At 60.5% G+C, this 21481-nt stretch carries 15 protein-coding genes; 12 read left to right on the top strand and 3 right to left on the bottom strand.

Annotated elements, in window-relative coordinates:
- From PA598K_RS38290 to PA598K_RS27570, 4 genes are all read left to right on the top strand, one after another.
- Positions 1 to 759 (top strand): aminoacyl--tRNA ligase-related protein (locus PA598K_RS38290; RefSeq protein ID WP_305780566.1); only part of this gene is annotated, 759 nt, incomplete at its 5' end.
- A gap of 119 nt (positions 760 to 878) precedes the next feature.
- Positions 879 to 2507, top strand: coding sequence for a spore germination protein (locus PA598K_RS27580; protein WP_128660024.1), 1629 nt, complete (start codon positions 879 to 881; stop codon positions 2505 to 2507).
- A gap of 15 nt (positions 2508 to 2522) precedes the next feature.
- Positions 2523 to 3626 (top strand): GerAB/ArcD/ProY family transporter, encoded by a 1104-nt coding sequence (locus tag PA598K_RS27575; RefSeq protein ID WP_128660023.1) that lies wholly within the window; start codon positions 2523 to 2525, stop codon positions 3624 to 3626.
- Positions 3619 to 4806, top strand: coding sequence for a Ger(x)C family spore germination protein (locus PA598K_RS27570; protein WP_128660022.1), 1188 nt, complete (start codon positions 3619 to 3621; stop codon positions 4804 to 4806). Before PA598K_RS27575 ends, PA598K_RS27570 begins: the two co-directional genes overlap by 8 nt.
- On the opposite strand, the gene PA598K_RS27565 is transcribed toward PA598K_RS27570, so the two are convergent.
- Positions 4761 to 5555 (bottom strand): glycoside hydrolase family 16 protein, encoded by a 795-nt coding sequence (locus PA598K_RS27565; RefSeq protein WP_185602261.1) that lies wholly within the window; start codon positions 5553 to 5555, stop codon positions 4761 to 4763. The two genes, PA598K_RS27570 and PA598K_RS27565, sit on opposite strands and share 46 nt — an antisense overlap.
- A 149-nt stretch (positions 5556 to 5704) precedes the next feature.
- On the opposite strand from PA598K_RS27565, the gene PA598K_RS27560 reads away from it, so the two are divergent.
- The 6 genes from PA598K_RS27560 (at position 5705) to PA598K_RS27535 (ending at position 15552) form a co-directional block, all read left to right on the top strand.
- Positions 5705 to 6625, top strand: coding sequence for an ABC transporter permease (locus PA598K_RS27560; RefSeq protein ID WP_128660020.1), 921 nt, complete (start codon positions 5705 to 5707; stop codon positions 6623 to 6625).
- Positions 6626 to 6641: 16 nt separating this feature from the next.
- Complete coding sequence (locus PA598K_RS27555) at positions 6642 to 7520, top strand: carbohydrate ABC transporter permease (RefSeq protein WP_128660019.1); 879 nt, start codon at positions 6642 to 6644, stop codon at positions 7518 to 7520.
- A 37-nt stretch (positions 7521 to 7557) separates the two neighbouring features.
- The gene (locus PA598K_RS27550) at positions 7558 to 9228 is read left to right on the top strand and encodes an extracellular solute-binding protein (RefSeq protein ID WP_185602260.1); all 1671 of its coding nucleotides are present in this window, start codon (positions 7558 to 7560) and stop codon (positions 9226 to 9228) included.
- Positions 9229 to 9377: 149 nt separating this feature from the next.
- Positions 9378 to 11213, top strand: coding sequence for a sensor histidine kinase (locus tag PA598K_RS27545; RefSeq protein WP_128660017.1), 1836 nt, complete (start codon positions 9378 to 9380; stop codon positions 11211 to 11213).
- Between the two features lie 2 nt (positions 11214 to 11215).
- Positions 11216 to 12772, top strand: a complete 1557-nt coding sequence (locus tag PA598K_RS27540; RefSeq protein ID WP_128660016.1) for a response regulator — start codon at positions 11216 to 11218, stop codon at positions 12770 to 12772.
- Positions 12773 to 12921: 149 nt separating this feature from the next.
- Positions 12922 to 15552: a family 16 glycosylhydrolase gene (locus PA598K_RS27535; protein ID WP_128660015.1), complete on the top strand. Its 2631-nt coding sequence runs from the start codon at positions 12922 to 12924 to the stop codon at positions 15550 to 15552.
- Between the two features lie 243 nt (positions 15553 to 15795).
- Here the strand turns inward: PA598K_RS27535 and araA are convergent, their stop codons facing one another.
- Both araA and PA598K_RS27525 read right to left on the bottom strand, forming a co-directional pair.
- Positions 15796 to 17211: an L-arabinose isomerase gene (gene araA, locus PA598K_RS27530; protein ID WP_128660014.1), complete on the bottom strand. Its 1416-nt coding sequence runs from the start codon at positions 17209 to 17211 to the stop codon at positions 15796 to 15798.
- 51 nt (positions 17212 to 17262) lie between these two features.
- The gene (locus PA598K_RS27525; RefSeq protein WP_128660013.1) at positions 17263 to 18867 is read right to left on the bottom strand and encodes a xylulokinase; all 1605 of its coding nucleotides are present in this window, start codon (positions 18865 to 18867) and stop codon (positions 17263 to 17265) included.
- Between the two features lie 242 nt (positions 18868 to 19109).
- Here PA598K_RS27525 and PA598K_RS27520 point away from each other — a divergent pair, with 242 nt between their 5' ends.
- Positions 19110 to 20201, top strand: coding sequence for a GntR family transcriptional regulator (locus PA598K_RS27520; protein ID WP_128660012.1), 1092 nt, complete (start codon positions 19110 to 19112; stop codon positions 20199 to 20201).
- Between the two features lie 40 nt (positions 20202 to 20241).
- Positions 20242 to 21481 (top strand): polysaccharide lyase (locus tag PA598K_RS27515; RefSeq protein ID WP_128660011.1); only part of this gene is annotated, 1240 nt, incomplete at its 3' end.

Genomic DNA, 21481 nt, shown 5'->3' with positions numbered 1-21481 from the left:
CTGCACCGCGCGGTGCAGCAGCTGGCGCTTGACATGCTGCTGCGTCGCGGCTTCACGCTGCTCGATGTGCCGCTGATGGTGCGAGCCGAGGCGCTGGTGAACACGGCTCATTTTCCAATTGGCCAAGACCAGACCTACAGCATTGCCGATGAAGACAAATGGCTCGTCGGCACATCGGAGGTTCCGCTCGTCTCCTACTACGCCCAGGAGATCGTCGACGCGACCGCCCCGATCCGGCTCGCTGCCGTCACGCCTTGCTTCCGCAATGAGATCGGGTCGGCTGGACGAGACGTACACGGCCTGTACCGGGTCCATCAGTTCTCCAAGGTGGAGCAGGTCATCCTCTGCGAGGACAGCCTGGAGCTGTCGGAGCAGCTATTCGAGGAGATTACGGCCAATGCCGAAGACATCCTCTCGCTATTGGAGCTACCCTACCGCATCATGGCCGTCTGCACCGGCGATATGTCGCAGAAGACCTACAAGCAGTGGGACATCGAAACGTGGATGCCAAGCCGCCAGGCTTACGGGGAGACCCACTCATCCTCCAACCTGCTGGACTTCCAGGCCCGACGCTCGAATATCCGCTACCGCGATGCCGCGGGCAAGAAGCACTACTGCTACACGCTCAACAACACGGCCATCGCCTCGCCCCGCATCCTGATCCCGCTGCTCGAGAATCATCAGCAGGAGGATGGATCGATCCGCATCCCGGAGGCGTTGCAGCCGTATATGAACGGTCTGGAGCGGCTAACGCGCTAAATATACCGAAAAGCTCGCAACGAACACGCCGGCCCCCCTTCACCCTGCATAAAATACCGACTCTTATGGAAACCTTTAGTTGATATGAGAGTCGCATACAGGGAGGGGGCGCGGGCGCCATGTCTGCCATCATCAAGCATATTCCCGGATGGGAGGTCTGGGGCTGGACGATCGTTGCTTTTTGTGTGCCGATCGTCTTCCATCGCCTATTCCTTAAGCTGAGTCAGGTGCTGAGCGCACAACCGTTAGCCTATGAAGTCTCGCAGGGCAGCTGCGACGATGAACAACCATCGCAAGCTCCCTTCAGCGGGAATTACGATACGGATCTGAACGATATCAAGAAGCGGATCGGAGGCAACAGCGATGTCGCCTTCCGCTCCTTTACCATGACGCATGTCGGAACGCGAGCCGTCCTGATCCTCGTAGACGGCATGCAAAACGACCGTCTGCTTAATCTGCAAACGATGGAATATCTGATGTTTGAAGCGACGCCGGAGCTGCTAAACTCAGCTCATCACGGGTTGCCCAAGCTGCCGTTTTGCAACCTGTTCGCCAGTCCAGGCGTGGATAACTTCGCCCGATCGGTGCTGTTCGGCCATGTCGGCCTGCTCGTCGAGGGGCTGCCGCATGGTCTGCTGATCGAGCTGCCCGACGGGATGAATCGCCAGGTGAGCGAGCCGGTGTCCGAGGCTTTGCTGCGCGGGCCGCGAGTCGGCTTCACTGAGGTGCTGAGCGAGAACACCTCCCTCCTGCGCCGCCAAGGCTTCAGCGAGCAGCTCGAGATGAAGAGCTACTGCGTCGGCACGCGGCTGAAAAAGGACTTGGTGGTCGCGTATATCAAGGATATCGTCAACCCCGACCTGCTGCAGGAAGTGGAGAAGCGGGTCAGCCGTATGAACATCGATTTCGCCGCCGAGTCCGGTTATGTCGAGCAATTGATCGAGGACGACGTGCTCAGCCCGTTCCAACAGCTCCAGAACACCGAGCGTCCTGACCGTGTCATCCATGCGCTGCTGGAGGGACGGGTAGCGATCCTGCTGGACGGCACGCCGTTCGCGCTGATCGCGCCGGTGACGTTCAGCATGCTGCTGCAGTCGCCTGAGGACTACTACGAGCGTTGGCTGCCCAGCTCGCTGCTGCGTCTGATGCGCTTCGGCGCAGCATTCCTCGCGCTGATGGCGCCTGCCTTCTACATCTCCTTTATCTCCTTCCACCCTGGACTGATCCCGACCGAGCTCGCCATCACGATCATCGAGACGCGCCAGGGCGTGCCGTTCCCTTCGCTCATCGAGGTGCTGATCCTGGAGGTATCGATAGAGATCCTGCGGGAGGCGGGCATCCGGCTGCCCAAGCCGATCGGTCCGGCGATGGGCATCGTCGGCGGTCTGATCATCGGAGATGCGGCGGTACAGGCCGGGATCGTCAGTCCGTTCCTTGTCATCGTCGTTGCCGTCACGGCGATATCCTCCTTCTCCATCCCGTCCTACAGCGCCGGGATTACGTTGCGAATGCTGCGATTCGCCGGTATGCTGTTCGCGGCATTCCTGGGCATCCTCGGGACGATCCTGTTCTTCCTGCTCCTGTGCAGTCATCTCAGCAAGCTGAAGAGCTTTGGCGTCCCTTACCTGACCCCCGCGACGCCGTTCCGGCTGCGCGACTGGAAGGACTTCCTGATCCGGGCGCCGCTGACGGCGATGAAGCGCAGACCTGCCATGATGAAGCCGCAAGACGACAGACGCCAATCGTAACCGGGAGGGTTGCTTGTGTTTATCCGTACCGACAACAAGATTACGAGATCGCAAGCCGTCGTCTTCCTGACCAACACGGTCCTCGGGGCCGGGATCTTGACGATGCCGCGCAGCGTCAGCCAAGCGATGCATACGCCCGACTCCTGGCTCGCCATCTTGCTTAGCGGCCTGCTCATCCTGCCGATCGTCTGGCTGATGACCCGGCTCAGCCAATACTACCCCGGCCTTACCGTGTTCCAATACGCAGGACGGATCGTCGGCAAAGTGCCCGGCACGGTTATGGGCTTGATGCTTATCGTTTTCTTCCTCACGATTGCCGGCTTCGAGATACGGATATTGGCCGAGGTGACGTTGTTTTTCCTGCTGGAGGGCACGCCGATCTATGCGATCATCCTGCCTTTCATCTGGGTCGGCACCTATCTGGTAAGCGGCGGCATCCAGGCGATCGCTAGAGTCCATCAGGTCGTCTTCCCGATTACCGTGCTGGTGCTGCTCGTCTCCTTTGGGGTCAGTCTGCGCTTGTTCGATATCGATCATCTGCGGCCTGTGCTTGGCAACGGGCTGGGACCGGTATGGGACGGGGTGAAGGCGTCGATCCTGATCTTTTCCGGCTGCGAGGTAGTGCTCATCATCGTCGGCTTCGCAGACAAGCCCAAGCATGCCGTCCGGACGATGCTGGCCGGGATCTCCATCCCCTCCGTCTTGTATCTGCTAACCATCATCGTCGTTGTCGGCGGCATGTCGGTCAATACGGTGATCACGAGCACCTGGCCTACGCTTGATCTGGTCCGCAGCTTTGAGATCACGGGGTTTTTCATCGAGCGGCTGGAGTTCCCGCTGATGGTCATCTGGCTTATGCAGATGTTTTGCAATTTTTGCAGCTTTTTCTTCCAAGCGTCGCTCGGTGTCTCGCAATTGTTTCGTTTGCCGTCCCAGCCTGTCATCTTTGCGCTCGTCCCGGTCATTTTCCTGGCTGCGCTGGCGGTCAACAATCAAAAGGAGCTGTTCGCGCTCGGCGATATCATCGGTTATATGAGCGTAGGCTTGTTCGTCCTGGTGACCATCCCGCTGCTGGTCATCCAGATCATCCGCTCAAGGGGGCGCAAACCGAATGGCTAACCGATGGAGACTACTCGCGATAGGTCTGTTGCTGCCGATCCTCCTGTCGGGCTGTTGGAGCAGCAAGGAGATCGAGGATCTGGCGCTGTATGCCGGCCTGGCCCTCGACACGGGGATGGAGGACAAGACGGAGCGGGTGCTGGAGGACAAGGGAGCCAAGTACCCCAGGAAAAAGAAGCTCACGGCTACGCTACAGATCCTGCCGGTCCGTACCGTCGGCGGCAAGTCCAACAAGCAAGATCCGCCCCGAATGCCCTATAACAACATCTCGGGCACGGGAGACTCGATACTGGAGATCTTCCGCCAGTTCTCGATCCGTCTGGACCAGCCGGTCATCGGACACCATCTGAAGGTCATCATCGTCTCCGCCGAGCTGCTCAAGGAGCAGCCGATCGAAAACGTGATGGATTTCCTGCTGCGCGACAACGATATCCGCCCGAGCACGATGGTATTCGTCAGTCAGGGGCCCGCCAAGCATACGCTCGTCTCTAAAGAAAACAACAGCGTGCCCGCCTTTCATATCATGGGCATGATGCGCAACCGGTCGCGCACCAGCAAGGTAATGGCTCCTGTGACGCTAAACAAAATCGATTCGCTAATGTATGCCAAAAAGAGCTTTGCCTTGCAAAACCTCGTGACCGCAAACGGCGAGGTTGAATTTTCGGGAGCGGGCATTATTAAGGGCTCGAGCGGGCATTGGATCGGGACGCTCAATCAGATGGAGGCGCAAGCGCTGACCTGGCTTCGCAACGAAGGCAGCGCCGGCGTCGTCAAGGCAGAGGTACGAAACGAACCGTTGACCTATGAGATCAAGGAGATGAAAAGCAAAATCTCTCCCAAGGTAAAAGGCGAGGAAATCGAATTCGATGTCAAAATAACCGCGGATGGCCGTATCATCGAGATCTGGGACAGCGCTGCCGGCGCGGCCTCGCCATTTACAACGGAAGAAACTACAGCGGTCATCCAAAAACAGATCGAAGACATGTTGAACGCATGTATCAGCAAGCTACAAAAACGATACAAGGCCGATGTCGCCGGCTTCGGCGATCGGCTCGCCATCGACCAGCCGGCCCTCTGGAAGAAGGTCAAGGACAACTGGGACGAGGTGTTCAGCCGCTCGAAGATCAACTTTACCTACGATGTGAAAATATCGGAATATGGCTCGTTTGTGGAGGAGTAGGGGGAGCTATATAACCATATCCCCGAAACCGTCATCGTCCCTGGCAGCGCCGCCTCGTCCACCTCGACCTGGTCGTACCAGCCGCCTACGGCGAGGTTCAACACCAGATAGAAGCGCTGATCGAAGGGCATCTCCTCTGGCAGGAGCCGCTGCTCGGCATAACATCGGCCGTCCACCAGCCAGCGGACCGCCTCCGGTTCCCACTCCAGCCCGTAGTCGCGGAAGCGGCCGATATCGCCATCGGTCAGCTCGCAGGCGTGCTCATCGGTCATCTTGTGCTCAAAGTCGCGTCCGTAATGCAGCGTCCCGGACACTTGCCGGGGCAGTCGCCCTCTCGCCTCCATCACGTCGATCTCGCCGGAGGCCGGCCACGGCCCGTACGCCTCGTCCTGCGGCAGCAGCCAGATCGCCGGCCACAGCCCTTGCCCGATGGGCAGACGGGTGCGGACGACCAGCTTGCCGTAGCAGTAGCTCATATGATCGCGCGTATCCAGACGCGCCGACGTATACGCGAACAGTCGGCCATCCTCCGTCCGCGTCTCCTCGCGCCGCGCGCATAGGTGCAGCCCCACCGCATCGAGGTACAGATTGCCCGGGCGACCGGTGTAATATTGCAGCTCGCCATTGCCCCAGCCTGGGTGGATCGGCCGACCTTCGCGATCGAGCAGGTCATTGCCCTCCCGTATATTCCACTGACTCAGATCCGCATCCGCACGCGTAAAATCCTGCTCCCATATTCGAGTAGTCATCGCAATCTCGCTCCTCTCTTCTCCCCTCAGCATACTGCATCTGCACGGCAGGTCAATCCGATCCAAAATAATGGGATACCGTCAAAAACGACGGTCTTTTTTTTGGCCAGCGATTCTCATACGATGGATGAAGAGAAAGGAGGCCGCCTATGAGTCAACGCGCAGCGGAACGAATGAAAGCGTTTGTGAGGCAATGGCAGCTGCAAAGCATGGTCATCCCCGGCATCGTCTGGATGTTCGTCTTCTGCTATATTCCGATGTTCTGGCTGATCATCGCCTTTATGGATTACAGTATCGCCCGGCCGATGCTGGAGTCGCCCTTCGTCGGGCTGAAGCACTTCGCCGACTTTATGACCGACGAGCGGTTCTGGCGCTCGATCCGCAACACGCTGGGTATGAGCGCGATCAAGCTGGCGCTCGGCTTCCCGATCCCGATCCTGTTCGCGCTGCTGCTCAACGAGATCCGCAGCCTGCGCTTCATGCGGACGGTGCAGACGATCTCCTACCTGCCGCACTTCATCGCCTGGACGATCTTCGGCGGCATCCTGCTGAACTGGCTCGGCGAGGGCGGCGTCATCAATCAGCTGACGATGGCGATCGGTCTGCAGGATCGCGAGATTCTGTACAACAGCGATCCCAAGTACTTCTGGTGGATCGTCTACTTCTCCGATACGCTAAAGGAAACGGGCTGGGGCGCGATCATCTACATCGCCGCGATCGCCGGCATCGACCCCGCGCTCTACGAGGCAGCAGAGCTGGACGGCGCGGGCCGCTGGCAGCGGATGTGGCATATTACGGTGCAGAGCATCCGGCCGACGATCGCCATCCTGTTCATCCTCGCCGTCAGCGGCATCCTGGGCAGCAACTTCGAGCAGATTTTCATGCTCAAGAACAATATGAACATGCGGATGGCCGAGAGCCTGGACCTGTACATCTACAATATGGGGCTCGTGTCCGGACGCCACTCCTTCTCCACCGCCGTCCTGTTCGTCCGCTCGATCGTCGCCCTCGGCCTGCTCTTCCTGGCCAACTACACGTCCAAGAAGCTGACAGGCGACAGTATTTTCTAGAAAGGAGGCGCGCGCTATGAGACGAGGCATCCGGCGCTTCGGACCGTTCGAGGTCGTCAATACGCTGATCATGCTCGCCGTCTGCTTCATGACGCTGTACCCGATGTGGTTCGTCTTCATCAACTCGCTGAATGCGCCAGAGCACGCCATGCTCGGCACGGTCAACTGGTTCCCCAAAGCATTCTCGCTGGCGAGCTACAGCGTTGTCTTCAACGACAAAAGCCTGATGAACGGCTTCCTGATCACGACGCTCCGCACCGTGATCGGCACGCTCGCGCATGTGCTGTTCACCGCCATCGTCGCCTACGGCATCAGCAAGCGCAAGCTGATCGGCCGCCAGGTGTACATGAAGATCGCCCTGATCACCATGCTGTTCTCCGGCGGGCTGATCCCGACCTTCCTGCTCATGACGAAGCTGGGGCTGTACGACAACTTCTGGGTGTTCATCATCCCGTCGATGTACACGTTCTTCAACATGGTCATCTTCATGAGCTTCTTCCGCACCATCCCCGAGAGTCTGGAGGAGTCGGCCAAGGTCGACGGCGCCTCCGACTACGGCGTGCTGTTCCGCGTCGTCCTGCCCAACAGCATGGCGGTGCTGGCGACGATCGGGCTATTCTCGGCGGTCTATCACTGGAACGACTATTACATGGGCGTCATCTACATCCGCTCGCAGGACATCCTGCCGATGCAGACGATGCTCTACAAGATTATCGCCGAGAACTCGATGTCGTTTATGCAGCAGCAGGCGATGGCGCAGTTCGGCGCGCGACTGCCGGGCAACTCGATCAAGTTCGCCTCGATGGTCGTCGCCACCCTGCCGATCCTGATCGTCTACCCGTTCATCCAGCGCTTCCTCGTCAAGGGCGTCATGATCGGGGCAATTAAAGGCTAAGATCCTAGAGAGGAAGGTTAATATGGAGAAAAAAAACATGAAGCATCGCATGCTGAAGCCAAGTCTCACCCTGCTGCTGACCGGCGCTCTGGCGCTGGGGCTGGCGGCATGCACCAACTCCGAGAACAATGAGCCGCCAGCCACGACAAAGCCGACCAATACGACCGAGCAACAGCCCACCGATACGACCGCCGAGCTCAACCCCGACGAACCGGCGTGGAAGCTCGATACGAGCCCGGTCGACCTGACCTGGTTTGTCGGCGCCTCCTGGTACGCTCACTCCTGGGGCGAGAGTCTCGCGTCCCGGCATGTGACCGAGAAGACCGGCGTCAACGTCAAGCTCGAGGTCCCCTCGGGCGAGGCCAACGAGCAGATTACGCTCATGATGACCTCCGGCAAGCTGCCTGACCTGATCTCCCTCGGCTCGTGGGAGACGGCCGTCACCAAGCTGTGGGAGGGCGGGCATGTCCATGCGCTGAACGAGCTGGCCGATCAGTACGACCCGTACTTCTTCCAGGTGGCCGGGGACGGCACGCTAAAGTGGTATCGGCAGGCGGATGGCAACACGTACGGCGTGCCCAACGATTCGTACAGTCCGAACCTGATGCATGAGACGGGCATGACCGCCGCCAACCAGACGTTCCTCGTCCGCAAGGATCTGTACGAGGAGATGGGACGGCCCGATCTGAGCACGCCGGAGGGCTTCCTCGGGGCGCTGCAGCAGCTCAAGGATCAGTACGCCACCTACAAAGGCCAGCCGATGAGCCCGTTCTTCGCCCAGGGCAATGTACCGTACGGCATGACCGAGTATCTGCAAAATCTGCTGGCGATCCCGCATGAGAAGGACGGCAAGGTATACGACCGGATGACCGATCCCGACTATGTCGCCTGGCTGAAGACGTTCCGCACCGCCTACGAGCGCGGCCTCATCAACGTCGATTTCCTCGTCGACTCGGATACGCAGGTGGAGGAGAAAACGAACAACGCACGCTACTTTATGATGGTCCGCGAATGGACCGGGATGGCGGCGGTCAACCCGATGCTGGCGGCGAGCGCCAACCCGGACTCGTACTATATCGCCGTCGATGGCCCGCAGAACAGCAAGGGCGAGAGCGCCAAGCTGTTCCCCGGCAATATGGATGGCTGGATGGTGACGATGATCAGCAAGTCGACGCCGCATCCCGAGCGCGCCATCCGCTTCCTCACCTATCTGACCAGCGAGGAGGGCCAACGCGACCTGTTCCTCGGCCCGGAGGGCGAGACGTGGGAGATGGCAGGCGACAAGCCTCAACTGAAGCCGGAGATGGTGTCGCTGCTGGAGAGCGATATCGAGCGGCTCGAAAAGGAATACGGCATCATGGATACGTACTGGATGCTGCGCAACCCGGTCATCGTCAACCAGTGGCGGCCAGAGAAAGCGCCGGTGCTGAAGCAGATGGAGGACTTCGCCAACGCGCAGGCCGATATCGACAGCGGCATCTACAAGGGACTCGACCCGCTCGGCGACTCCGACGTCGCCGTCAACTGGGCGCGCATCTCGCAGAATTGGGAGGAAGTGCTGCCCGAGCTGATCACCGCCAAGGATGAAGCGGCGTTCGACCGCATCTTCGAGAGCTATCTCGAGCGCCGCGACGGCTATGGCTTCGCCGAGGTGATGGCGTATCGCCAGACTGAGCTCGACGCCCGCAAGGCCAAGATGGCCGAATAACGCTGCGGCAAGGTGAGACGGATGTGCCGTCCTTGGGCGGCAGAGCAAGTGTTACAAGGCTGCCGGTTGCGCTCTGCGCAGCCGGCCTTCCCTGTCTGAGGAAGAGCTTGTAATATAAGAGAGAGTACAACGACAGGGGGCACCAGACGATGAAGGCGCTGACGACACGCATCGGCAAGGTCTATCGCAAGCTGCGCATCTCGCAAAAGCTGTTCCTCGCCTTCAGCCTGACGATCGCCGTCCCCGCCGTATTGATCGCCTTTCTGTTCATCCGTACCCAGGAGACGCAGCTCTACCGGGATGCGATGGCAAGCGGCAGCAGTCATGTCGCACGACTCGACGAGCAGCTCCGCAGCCGGCTGACCGCGATGGAGAACGCTTCCTCGACAGCGCTGACGCAAAAGGCGTTCGTCGATTTTATCCATACGGATATGCGCAGCGACGGCCTGCGGCTCGTACGCTTCAGACAGCAGCAATACGAGCAGATGCACAATATTATCCAGAGCCACGAGCTGGTGAGCGAGCTGAGCTTCTACGTCGACAACCCTGATGTGCACGAGATCTGGCCGGAGATCTACCACTACCGCCGGTTCGCGCCGCAGGACTACGGCCAGACCTTGCGCGAGGCTGGCGGCGGTGCTTACCGGCTGTTCGCCTATCGGGACGGCGACCAGACGCTTGCCTACTATCGGCTCGTGCGGCTGCAGGGCCAGGAGCGGCGACCGACGATCATGGAGGTGCGGGCGCCGCATCGCGATATCTTCGCCGAGCTGCTGAGCACGGACAACGGCGGCGACTTTTTCACCGTCGTCCTCGACGCGCACGAGCCGGAGCGGGCTGTCTACCATCCCGGCCACCCCTTCGCGTCAGCGGCCGGACTGGCGCTCGGCGACATCCTAGCTGCCGTGCAAGCACAGCTCGACCCGCTCCGTCAGGAGCAGCCGCTCCAGGTGCAAGTCGGCGACCAGACCTATTACGCGCTGTACCGCTATGTCGCGCCGCTGGACGCCTATATCGCCGACATCGCCTCCCGCCAGACGCTGATGGAGGGCCCGCGCAGCTGGTATACGCTGACCGCGGCGGCCGCGCTCGGCCTGATGCTGCTCATCCTGCTGCTGCTCTCCTGGGCGTCCCGGCGCATCTTCCGCCGCCTCGATCATGTGCTGATCTCGATGCGGCAGGTGCGCAAGGGCAATCTCGACGCGACGATCGACACTGGACTGGGCACGCGCGGAGCAGGCGACGAGATCGACGAGGTGGCGGTCAGCTACAACAGTATGCTCGGCGAGCTCAAGCAGCTGATGACGCAGGTCGTCGACAAGCAGCTCGTCGCCAAAAACGCCCAGCTCCACTCGCTCCATTCGCAGATCAACTCGCACTTCCTGTACAATGCGCTGGAGTCGATCCGCATGCAGGCGGAGGTGCAGCGCCAGCCAGCGATCGCCGAGGCGCTCGTGGCGCTGGGCGCGCAGCTGCGCTACAGCATGCAGTGGCGCAGCGATACGGTCGCGCTGAGCGAGGAGCTGGCCAATATCCGCAGCTACATCCAGTTCATCAGCTTTATGGATGGCCGCGAGATCGTCCTCACCGCCGACCTGCCGCCCGAGGTGCTGCGTTATCCGATCCCGAAGATGTCGCTGCAGCCGATCGTCGAAAATGCGGTCCGCCATGCCGCGCCGCCAGGGGCTGGCGTCCATATCCGGATAACGGTGCAGATCGAGGACGAGGAGCTGCTCGTCGAGATCCGCGACGACGGCGTCGGTATCGAGCCCTCGCTGCTGCGCGAGCTGCAGGCGACGCTAGTCGATGACTCGGATGCGCCGATCGATACGAGCACCAACGGCCTCGGGCTGGCCAATGTCCATCAGCGGCTGCAGCTCAATTATGGCAAGCGCTGCGGCCTGTGGATCGACAGCGTGCAAGGCGACTATACGTGCGTCACCTTGCGCCTGCCCTGGCATCATGCAAATCTGGGAGGGTGGTAGCGATGATGAATATCCTGATCGTCGACGATCAGAAGCCGATCCGCGACGGGCTGGTCGCCATGCTCGGCCAGTTCGACCTGCAGCCCGAGTCGATCCACAGCGCCGCCAGCGGACTGGAGGCGCTGGCGCTGCTGCGGCAGCGCCCCGTCCAACTCGTCATCACGGATATTCGGATGCCGGATATGGACGGTCTGACGCTGATCGAGCGGGCGCGCGAGGAACAGCTCCCGGCCGAGTTCCTCATCATCAGCGGCTATAGCGACTTCGCCTATGCGCAGCGCGCGATCGGCCTGCGGGCCAAGGGCTATCTGCTCAAGCCTGTGAATCGCGAGGAGCTGCTGGCCGCGGTCCTGCGCATCCAGCAAGAGATCCTGGTCGGGCAGGCGCTGACGGACAATCTCGAGCAAGCGTCCCGGCTCGCTCGCGAGACGGACCGCAAGGAGCTGGGGCTGTATATGCAAGGCGCGACCAGCGATGAAGACTGGATTACTGAGACGGAGCGTCGCCATGCCGCATTATGGCCTGATTATCGGCTCTGCCTGCTGCGCGAGGAGCGATCGCTGCAGCTGTCTGACGAGGTCGCCCTTCGGATCGAGCGGATCGCTGCCCAGGTCTACGGGCAGGAGGGGTGCCTCCTCGTGCAGCATCGCCCGCAGCTGGCGCTGGCGATCGACGGGGCCGTCGATCCGGGGCGGCTGCCCGCCGCCCTCCAGTCGGCCCAACTCGAGGCGATCGCCGTCATGACCGAGCCGCACCGCGGCTTGAGGTCGCTCCCGCATGCTTATGCCGAGGCGCTGGAGCTGTACCGTCACAGCTACCTGTTCCCCGAGATCCGCTGCCTGCGGGCGTCGCATCTCGAGCGGCTGGAGTCGCAGTGGGAGCTGCCCTACGAGGAGCTGCGGGCGCTGTTCCGCCAGCTCGGCGGTCGGAGCGGCGACGGCGCGCTGGCCCAGGGACTGTCGACGCTGTTCCACAAGCAAGCGCTGCAGCGCTATCCGATCCGCTATACCCAGCAGCTATGCCGCGCCGTCGTACAGCTGCTGGAGGAGTATGTCCAGCTCATCCGGCCGTATCTCGGCGAGACGTCGCTGGACCTGGATCGCGTGCGCGAGCTATTCGACTATCCCGGCATCCGCGAGTATATCCAGGCCTTGCAGCTGCGGCTGCTGCGACTGCACCAGCTCTATGTCGAATACAAGTGCAGCTATCACGCCTCGCAGGATCTGAGCGAGGCGATCCGCTTCATCCATGAGCATTACCACAGGCCGCTCGATCTGGCGATGGTGTCCAATCACGTCTCGCTGAACTACGCCTACTTCTCCAACCTGTTCAAGAAGAGCGTCGGCAAGGGCTTCGCCGAGTATCTGCGCGACGTGCGGCTCGACAAGGCGCGGCGGCTGCTCGCTCAGACGGATTACAAGGTCGTGGAGGTCGCACAGCGGGTCGGTTATGAGAGCTACAAAAGCTTCACGCGCGCCTTCCGCGAGACGATGGGCATGCAACCGACAGAGTATCGCCAGCAGTTGAGGCAGCAAGACCAACCTTTTTACAAAGTCTAGCGTTAGACCCAAAAAAGTGGGTTATAACAAAAAATATTGTCTCTTTTCGCCCTCTATCCCCTCCGCTAGAATAAAGATGTCTCGTGTAAGCGGTTTCCAAAGTTTCGGAATATCGCTGCATCGGACCACTTTGCTAAAGGAGGGCAATTATGAATCGACACGTCCTGCTTCATCCGTATCTCCACCGGAAGGCGTTGTATCTGCTCCTGGCCTTGACGCTGCTGACGGGCATCGCCCTGTTCCCGGCCTCCACCGCGCAGGCGGCGACGACCGTGACGTCGATGGCGTATTTCTCTGCGAACGATGGCCCTGTCATCGCCAAGTCCGGCGTCGGGCAAGCCAGCTACGGCTTCGTCATGCCGATCTTCAACGGCGGCGCTGCAACCTGGAACGACGTCGCCGATGACGTCGGCGTTCGCGTCAAGGTCGGCGGCAGCTGGGTCGACATCGACAGCGTCGGCGGCTATGTGTACAACCAGAACTGGGGCCATTGGAATGACAGCGGCACCTATGGCTACTGGTTCACCCTCTCCGCCACGACCGAGCTGCAGCTCTACTCCAAGGCGAACGGCAACGTCACGCTCAACTACACGCTTGTCTTCCAGAATGTCAATGAGACAACCATTACCTCGATGGCGCCGACCCAGGGTCCGCAATTGACTGCCGGCTATACCGGCGGCGCGGGCTTCACCTACCCCATCTTCAACAATGATCCCTCCATCCCGTATGCAGCCGTCGCAAGCGATCTGAAGGTGTATGTCAAGCCGGTCGCCAGCAGCGCCTGGATCGATATCGACAACAACGCGGCCAGCGGCTGGATCTACGACAGCAACTTCGGCCAGTTCACCGAAGGCGGCGGCGGTTACTGGTTCACCGTCACCGAGTCGATCAACGTCAAGTTGGAGTCCAGGACGTCCTCGGCCAACATCGTCTATACGATCAACTTCCCGCAGCCGACGCGCACCAGCTACACGCTCTCCGCCTATGACGGCACGACCTACAGCGCCGATGCGAGCGGCGCGATCGGTATCCCGCTGCCGCGGATCGACGGCACTCCGGCGATCGGCAGCGAGCTCGGCAAATTCGTCTACCAGATCTACCGGAACGGCCAGTGGGTCGAGATGAGCAACTCGGCGCAGAGCAGCTTCGTCTACTCGGCCAACGGCTACAACAACATGTCCGACGCCAATCAATGGGGCTACTGGGCCGACTACATCTACGGCCTCTGGTTCCAGCCGATCCAGGAGGATATGCAGATCCGCATCGGCTACCCGCTGAACGGCCAGTCCGGCGGCAGCGTCGGCAGCAACTTCGTCACCTATACGCTGATCGGCAATCCAAACGCGCCGCGTCCCGATGTGAGCGATCAGGGCGACGTCGAGATCGGCACGCCGACCGATCCGGCCATCGCAGGCTGGAATCTGTATTGGCAGGATGAATTCGCCGGCAGCGCGCTCGATCTGAACAAGTGGAACTACGAGACCGGCTACTACATCGGCAACGATCCCAATCTGTGGGGCTGGGGCAACGCCGAGATGCAGCACTATACGACGAGCACGCAAAATGTCTTCGTCGCAGACGGCAAGCTGAACATCCGGGCGCTCCACGACTACCAGTCGTTCCCGCAGGACCCGAACCGCTATGCGACCTACTCCTCCGGCAAGATCAACACCAAGGACAACATGTCGCTGCAGTACGGACGCGTCGATATCCGCGCCAAGCTGCCGACCGGCGATGGCGTCTGGCCAGCGCTGTGGATGCTGCCGGAGGACTCCGTCTATGGCGCATGGGCAGCCTCGGGAGAGATCGACATCATGGAGGCGAAGGGTCGTCTGCCCGGCACGACGAGCGGCGCGATCCACTACGGCGGCCAATGGCCGGTCAACCGCTACCTCGCCGGGGAGTACTACTTCCCGCAGGGTGAGACGTTCGCCGATGACTTCAATGTGTACACGATGATCTGGGAAGAGGACAACATGAAGTGGTACGTCAACGGGGAGTTTTTCTTCAAGGTGACGCGCGAGCAGTGGTACTCCGTCGCCGCGCCCAACAATCCGGACGCGCCATTCGACCAGCCCTTCTACCTGATCATGAACCTGGCGGTCGGCGGTCACTTCGACGGCGGACGCACACCGGACCCGTCTGACATCCCGGCGACGATGCAGATCGACTACGTGCGGGTATACAAGGAAGGCGCGGGCGGCGGCTCGGGCAACCCCGGCGGCAACGTCGCGGTAACAGGCGTCAGCGTCGCTCCGACAACCGCGCAGGTGCAGGTCGGCCAGACCGTCTCGCTGAGCGCCAGCGTCGCGCCGACCAATGCAACGAACAAGCAGGTCGCTTGGTCCGTGGCCAATAGCAGCATCGCCTCGGTGAGCGCCAGCGGCGTCGTCACCGGACTCGCTGCCGGCACGACGACCGTAACTGCTACGACCGCAGACGGCAACCGTACCGCCACCGCGACGATCACGGTCGTGCCGCCGCCGACGACGACCGTCATCATCGGCGACAGCGTGCGCGGCATCAGGAAGACCGGCGACAACCTGCTCTTCTACGTCAACGGCGCGACCTTCGCCGACCTGCACTACAAGGTGAATGGCGGCGGCCAGCTCAATGTCGCAATGACCCCGACCGGCGGCGGCAACTACACCTACCCGGTGCAGGGTCTCCAGCAAGGCGATACCGTCGAATATTTCTTCACTTACAACCCCGGCAACGGCGCGCTAGACACGCCTTGGCAGACTTATGTGCATGGGGTAACACAAGGTGTTATTGAGTAATATTTAGCATTACTTTCGTTGGGTTAAGGCTCGTATTTCACTGTATCCGGGAACACGGGTTGAGCGACGAATGGAGTGCTGCCTGAACCTTGGCTGGGCTAGATAGAGGAACAAAGGTGCACTACTGATCGCGTATGGCGATCTCGCAGCCTAGCTGCCCCAAAATAAACGGACCTGCCCTTAGCTAATCAGCTAGAGGCAGGTCCGTTGCATGTCGATACTACTATTGCTTATATTCGTAGACTACTTAATAATCACGTACTCCAGGTTCACCAGCTTGGCGTAGGTGACGATCTGGTCGGTGGTCAGGTTGAGGGAGACGACGGTGTGGTGGCCGCCGCCGTTTTCGATCCAGGCTTTGACGCCGTCCTGGAAGTTCGGCTTCACCTGCCACATGACGCGAGCGACAGGCAGCTTAGGCGCCGGTACAGTTGGCTCGAACGCCGTTACTTCGTTGATCAACAGCTTGTAGTGGGTGCCGAAGTCCGCCATCGAGACGACGACGCCCTCGCCAGCCTTGCCGTCGAATACGAGACGGGCCGGGTCCTCACGGTCGCCGATGCCAAGCGGGGACACGAGGATCCGCGGCTTGCCGACTGCGAGCGACGGGTCGACCTCGAGCATATGCGACTGCAGGATCGCTTCCTGACCGGACGCCATCTCGTAGGTGTAGTCCTCCATGAAGCCGGTATTCTGGTTGTGGCTCATGATCTTGAGCAGACGATCGAGCGCAGCCGTCTTCCAGTCTCCCTCGCCCGCGAAGCCATAGCCCTGCGCCATCAAACGCTGTACCGCCAGACCTGGCAGCTGCTTCATGCCGTGCAGGTCCTCGAAGTTGCTCGTGAAGGCCGTGTAGCCGCCGTTATCCAGGAAACGCTTGATCGCGATCTCGTAGCTCGCCTGGACGCGCACGCTCGCCTCCCACGACTCCTTGCTGTAGTCGCCGTAATCAAACTCGTACAGATTCGCATACTCGGCCATCAGATCGTCGATCTCTTCTTCCTTGACCGCATTGACGTATTGGACGAGATCGCCGATGCCGTAGTAGTCGACGGTCCAGCCGAACTGGATCTGCGCCTCGACCTTGTCGCCCTCGGTCACGCCGACGTTGCGCATATTGTCGCCGAACCGCGCGACCTTGATATTGAAGCTTTCATTGTAAGCGACCGCGACATCCATCCACTCCGCGATCTGCTTCTGCACCTCGGCGCGCTCCCAGTAGCCGACGACGATTTTGTTCTGCTTGTTCAGACGGGCATTGATGAAGCCGTACTCGCGGTCGCCGTGCGCCGCCTGGTTCAGGTTCATGAAGTCCATATCGATGGTCGCCCATGGGATGCTCTCGTTGAATTGCGTAGCCAGATGCAGCAGCGGCTTTTGCAGCAGCTTCGTACCGCGGATCCACATCTTCGCCGGGGAGAATGTATGCATCCAGGTGATGACGCCTGCTACCTCGTCGCGGTAGTTGACTTCCTTCATAATGCTGGTGATCTTGTCCGCGCTGACCGCCAGGTCCTGAAGGACGAGAGGATACGGCAGGACGCCGCTATTATTGAGCGCGTCGGCGATTTTCTGAGCGTTGGCTTTAACCTCGCCGAGCGCCTCTTCTCCATACAGATGCTGCGAGCCTACAACGAACCAAAATTGCTTTGCTGACATGGATTCAACCTCTTTTCTATTAAATATAAAGATAAGACAGATTAATTAAGCCTACTCGCTCAAATGGTCGACTGCGGCCTGCTCGATGGCCAGGCCATTGCGGTAACGCTCGACGAATGCCTCGAAGCCCTGGACATCGGCAGGGTCGGGCGCGATCTCCTCGCCCGCGACATCGGCGAACACCTGCTGCTCGAGGAAATCCTCAAGACGCTCGTCCGCCCCTTTGTTCGCCGCATAGGAAGCAAGCAACGCCATCCCCCACGCGCCGCCCTCGCCGGCCGTCGACATGACCGATACCGGGACATTCATCGCCGCAGCGACGATACGCTGACCGACGACCGGCGTCTTGAACAGACCGCCGTGCGCGAGGATGCTCTCGATGACAACCTTCTCCTGCGCCGTCAGGATGTCCATCCCGATCTTCAGCGCGCCGAACGCGCTGAACAGATGCGTGCGCATGAAGTTCGCAAGGTTGAAGCTGCTCTCCGGCGAACGGACGAACAGCGGTCGTCCGTGCTCGAGACCGGTGATGTTCTCGCCCGAGTAGTAGCCGTAGCTGAGCAGACCGCCGCCGTCCGGGTCCGCCTCGAGCGCCTTGTTGAAGAGGACGCTGAACAGCTTGGCGCTGTCCACCTCCACTCCGAGCGCCTCGGCAAACTCGCGGAACAGGCCGACCCAGGCATTGATGTCGCTGGAGCAGTTATTGGCATGGACCATCGCGACCGGGCTACCGTCCGGCGTCGTCACCATATCGATCTCGGGATAGACGCGCGAGAGCTCCTTGTCGAGCACGATCATGGCAAATACGGAGGTGCCGACCGAGATGTTGCCGGTACGCTTCTTGACGCTGTTGGTCGCGACCATCCCGGTGCCTGCATCGCCCTCCGGCGGACAGAACGGGATGCCCGGCTGCAGGTCGCCATCCGGGTCGAGTAGCTTCGCGCCTTGCTCGGTCAACGCGCCGACTTGCTCGCCCGCTACATAAACCTTGGGCAGCAGATCGGACAGCTTCCACGGATAGCCGCGGTCGGCGATCAACTCGTCAAACTGCCGCACCATCGCCGGATGGTAGTCATGGGTCGCTTCGTCGATCGGGAACATGCCCGACGCTTCGCCGATGCCGATCGCCCGCTCGCCGGTGAGCAGCCGATGGATGTAGCCGGCCAGCGTCGTGATCGAGTCGATCCGAGGCACATGCGCCTCTTCATTGAGGATCGCCTGATACAGATGCGCGATGCTCCAACGCTCCGGGATGTTGAAGCCCAGCAGCTCAGTGAGTGCGTGCGCGGCAGCGCCGGTCGTCGAGTTGCGCCAGGTACGGAACGGCACCAGCAGCTCGCCTGCGCTGTCGAACGCCATATACCCGTGCATCATGCCCGAGAAGCCGATCGCGCCGACCGTCTGCAGCTTCACCCCATACGTTCGCTCGACGTCTTGCTTCAGCTCGCGGTAGGCCGTCTGCATGCCTGTGAGGATGTCTGCTTGTTCGTACATCCAATAGCCGTCCTTCAAGCGATTCTCCCAGTCATAGCTGCCGGAAGCGATCGTCGCGAAGCTGCGGTCGATCAGCACCGCCTTGATCCGGGTCGAGCCGAATTCGATCCCGAGCGACGTCGCGCCCGACGCGATCGCTTCCTTCAACGCTTCATGATTCATGATGACGTCCGTCCCCTTTCCACTCTCAAAAATGATCCCTATTAAAATCAAAATAGCTATTGAAAAAAGCCGAAGAGGCACGGAATCGAATCTGTAGAAGCTCGATCCCGTGACCGTAGGCTTCCTTTTTCAATAGTCCGAAGAAGGCGCTTCCTTTTGTGTCAGCCTAAGTATAATTTTTTGTACGTACATTTGTCAATGAGGTATACTAGTTATACATACAAATGAAAGAAGTGGATCGGGTGAAGCCCAAGTACCAAGTCATCATCGACGACATCAAAAGCCGAATCCTCTCGGGCACATACGCCGTAGGTCAGCAAATCCCTACCGAGTCCGCCCTGCAGGAGAGCTACGGCGTCAGCCGCCAGACGGTCCGCAAGGCGATCCTGGAGCTGTCCAACGAGGGACTGCTGCGCAGCGAGAAAGGGTCGGGCACCTACGTCAGCAGCCAGTATCGCAATCGCCCCGGCGGCTCCTCCGCCAACAGGACGATCGGCGTTATCACAACCTATATATCGGATTACATCTTCCCCTCGATCATCCGCGGCATCGAGAGACGGCTGGGCGAGGACAACTACTCGCTGCTGCTCGCAAGCACGAACAACGATGTTGCCCAAGAGAAAAAAGCGTTGGAAATGATGCTCTCCTACGGCGTGGATGGACTGATCGTCGAGCCGACCAAGAGCAATCAATACAACCCCAACATCGCCTATTACTTGGCGTTCAAGGAGCAGAATGTGCCGTTCGCGATGATCAACGCCTATTACGAGGAGCTGGAGGTGCCTTTCTTTTGTCTGGATGATGTGCAATCGAGCTACCTCGCTACCCGGGAGCTGATCGCCAAGGGGCATACCCAGATCGGCCTGATCGCCAAGATGGACGATCGGCAGGGCAAGTATCGGATGAAGGGGTATATCAAGGCGCTAGGCGAGGCCAGACTGCGCTTCGATCCCGAGCTGCTCCTGTCCTTCGATACGGCCTCGAAGCCCCAGCTAGCGACGGCGCTCGACGACTTCCTCCGCGAGAACCGCGAGGCGCTGACAGCGCTCGTGTGCTACAATGACGAGGTAGGGCTGGAGGTCATGCAAGCCTGTCGCAGGCTGGAGATCGCGATCCCGGATGAGCTGTCCATCATCGGACAGGATAACTCGTACATTGCCAAGACGGCCCCGATCCGGCTGGCGACGCTGACGCATCCGCAGGAGCAGATGGGCCGCGATGCAGCGGACTGGGTCATCAAGCATCTGCAAGGCAAAAAGGATCTGCCCGCCTCCAATTACTATCCGCCTGCGCTGATCCCCGGCGAGACCGTCAAGGAGATGATCGTCGAGTAGGCGCTTGGGCTACCCGTATCAGAATGGGATGTGGACACCTATGAACAAACGAAACGACGTGCTGAAGCTGCTGCTGACCGCTTGTATCCTGTGCGGCATGCTGGCTCCCCAGTTATCCGAGGCGGCAGATGAAGCCGAGATGCCGCTGGAGCATTCCTTCGAAACGGGTACGGTCAACCAGAGTTACGACATGGAGGACTGGGACGCGGCGGGCTGGCATACGCCCTGGGTGCTCGGAGACCAGCGGAGCCGCATCGACGACAGGTACAGCCATAGCGGCGCCAAGTCGCTGCGCATCACCTACCCCAAGGGCAAATACGATCCGACAGACTCGGGGTATATGGCGCCGTTCCGCCTGGAGCGTGCCGACGAATATTATGTCTCCTTTTGGGCTCGCTTCGACGAGGATTTCAGTTGGGGGGATCGGCATTACGAGGGCAAGCTCGGCATCGGGCTTGCAGGAGGAGGCGCTTGCTCGGGCGGACAGACCTGCACGGGCGAGAATGGCTTCAGCTCACGACTGATCTGGCGGGCTGACGGACAAGCAGCCATCTACTATTATGCGATGGGCCTGCCCGGACCTTATGGCGACAAGATGTTCCTGACCAGCCCGACCGGCGCATCAATCTATTATCCGCGGGGGCAATGGTTCAATCTCGTGCAGCGGCTTAAGGTCAACACGGTCACGAATGGCAGAGCCAATCCGGATGGCGAGATCGAGATCTGGTACAACGGGCAGGCTGCGGCCAAGATTACAGGCTTGCGATTCGTGAGCAACGGCGACAAGGTGGACAAAGCTTACTTCGCCACCTTCTATGGCGGCGGCACGTCGGAGTACGCGCCAACGAATGATTCGTACATATGGTATGACGATATAAGCGTTTCCTCGCAGCGGCTCGACATGTGCACGCTTGAGCCAGGCGGCTGCGAGGAGCGCAAGCGGGTGCGGGCGCTCATGGCGCTCATCCCGCCGCACTGGGCCAAGGGCGACCTGCGGCGGGCGATCGAGCAGCAGCTATGGGAGGGGCCGGAGGCAGACCGGCCGTTCAACCCCAATGCGCCTATCCAGCGCGCCTCCCTCGTGGAGCTGCTGGCGCGGGCGCTCCGGCTCGAGCTGGCCGGCGATCAGACGCCTTACGCGGACACGCGAGGCCTCGACCGCGCTCAGCGCCAGGCGATCGCGGCGGCGCTAGCCGCCGGGATCACCAACGGCTATGCGGACGGCAGCTTCCGTCCGCAGGGCGAGGTGACGCGAGCCCAGCTCGCGGCCATGCTGGCTC

It is taken from the genome of Paenibacillus sp. 598K, from assembly GCF_003851045.1.
Classification (GTDB): Bacteria; Bacillota; Bacilli; order Paenibacillales; family Paenibacillaceae; genus Paenibacillus_D.
Note: the sequence above shows the minus strand (reverse complement) of the source record. Positions and strands in the feature narration are given on the sequence as shown.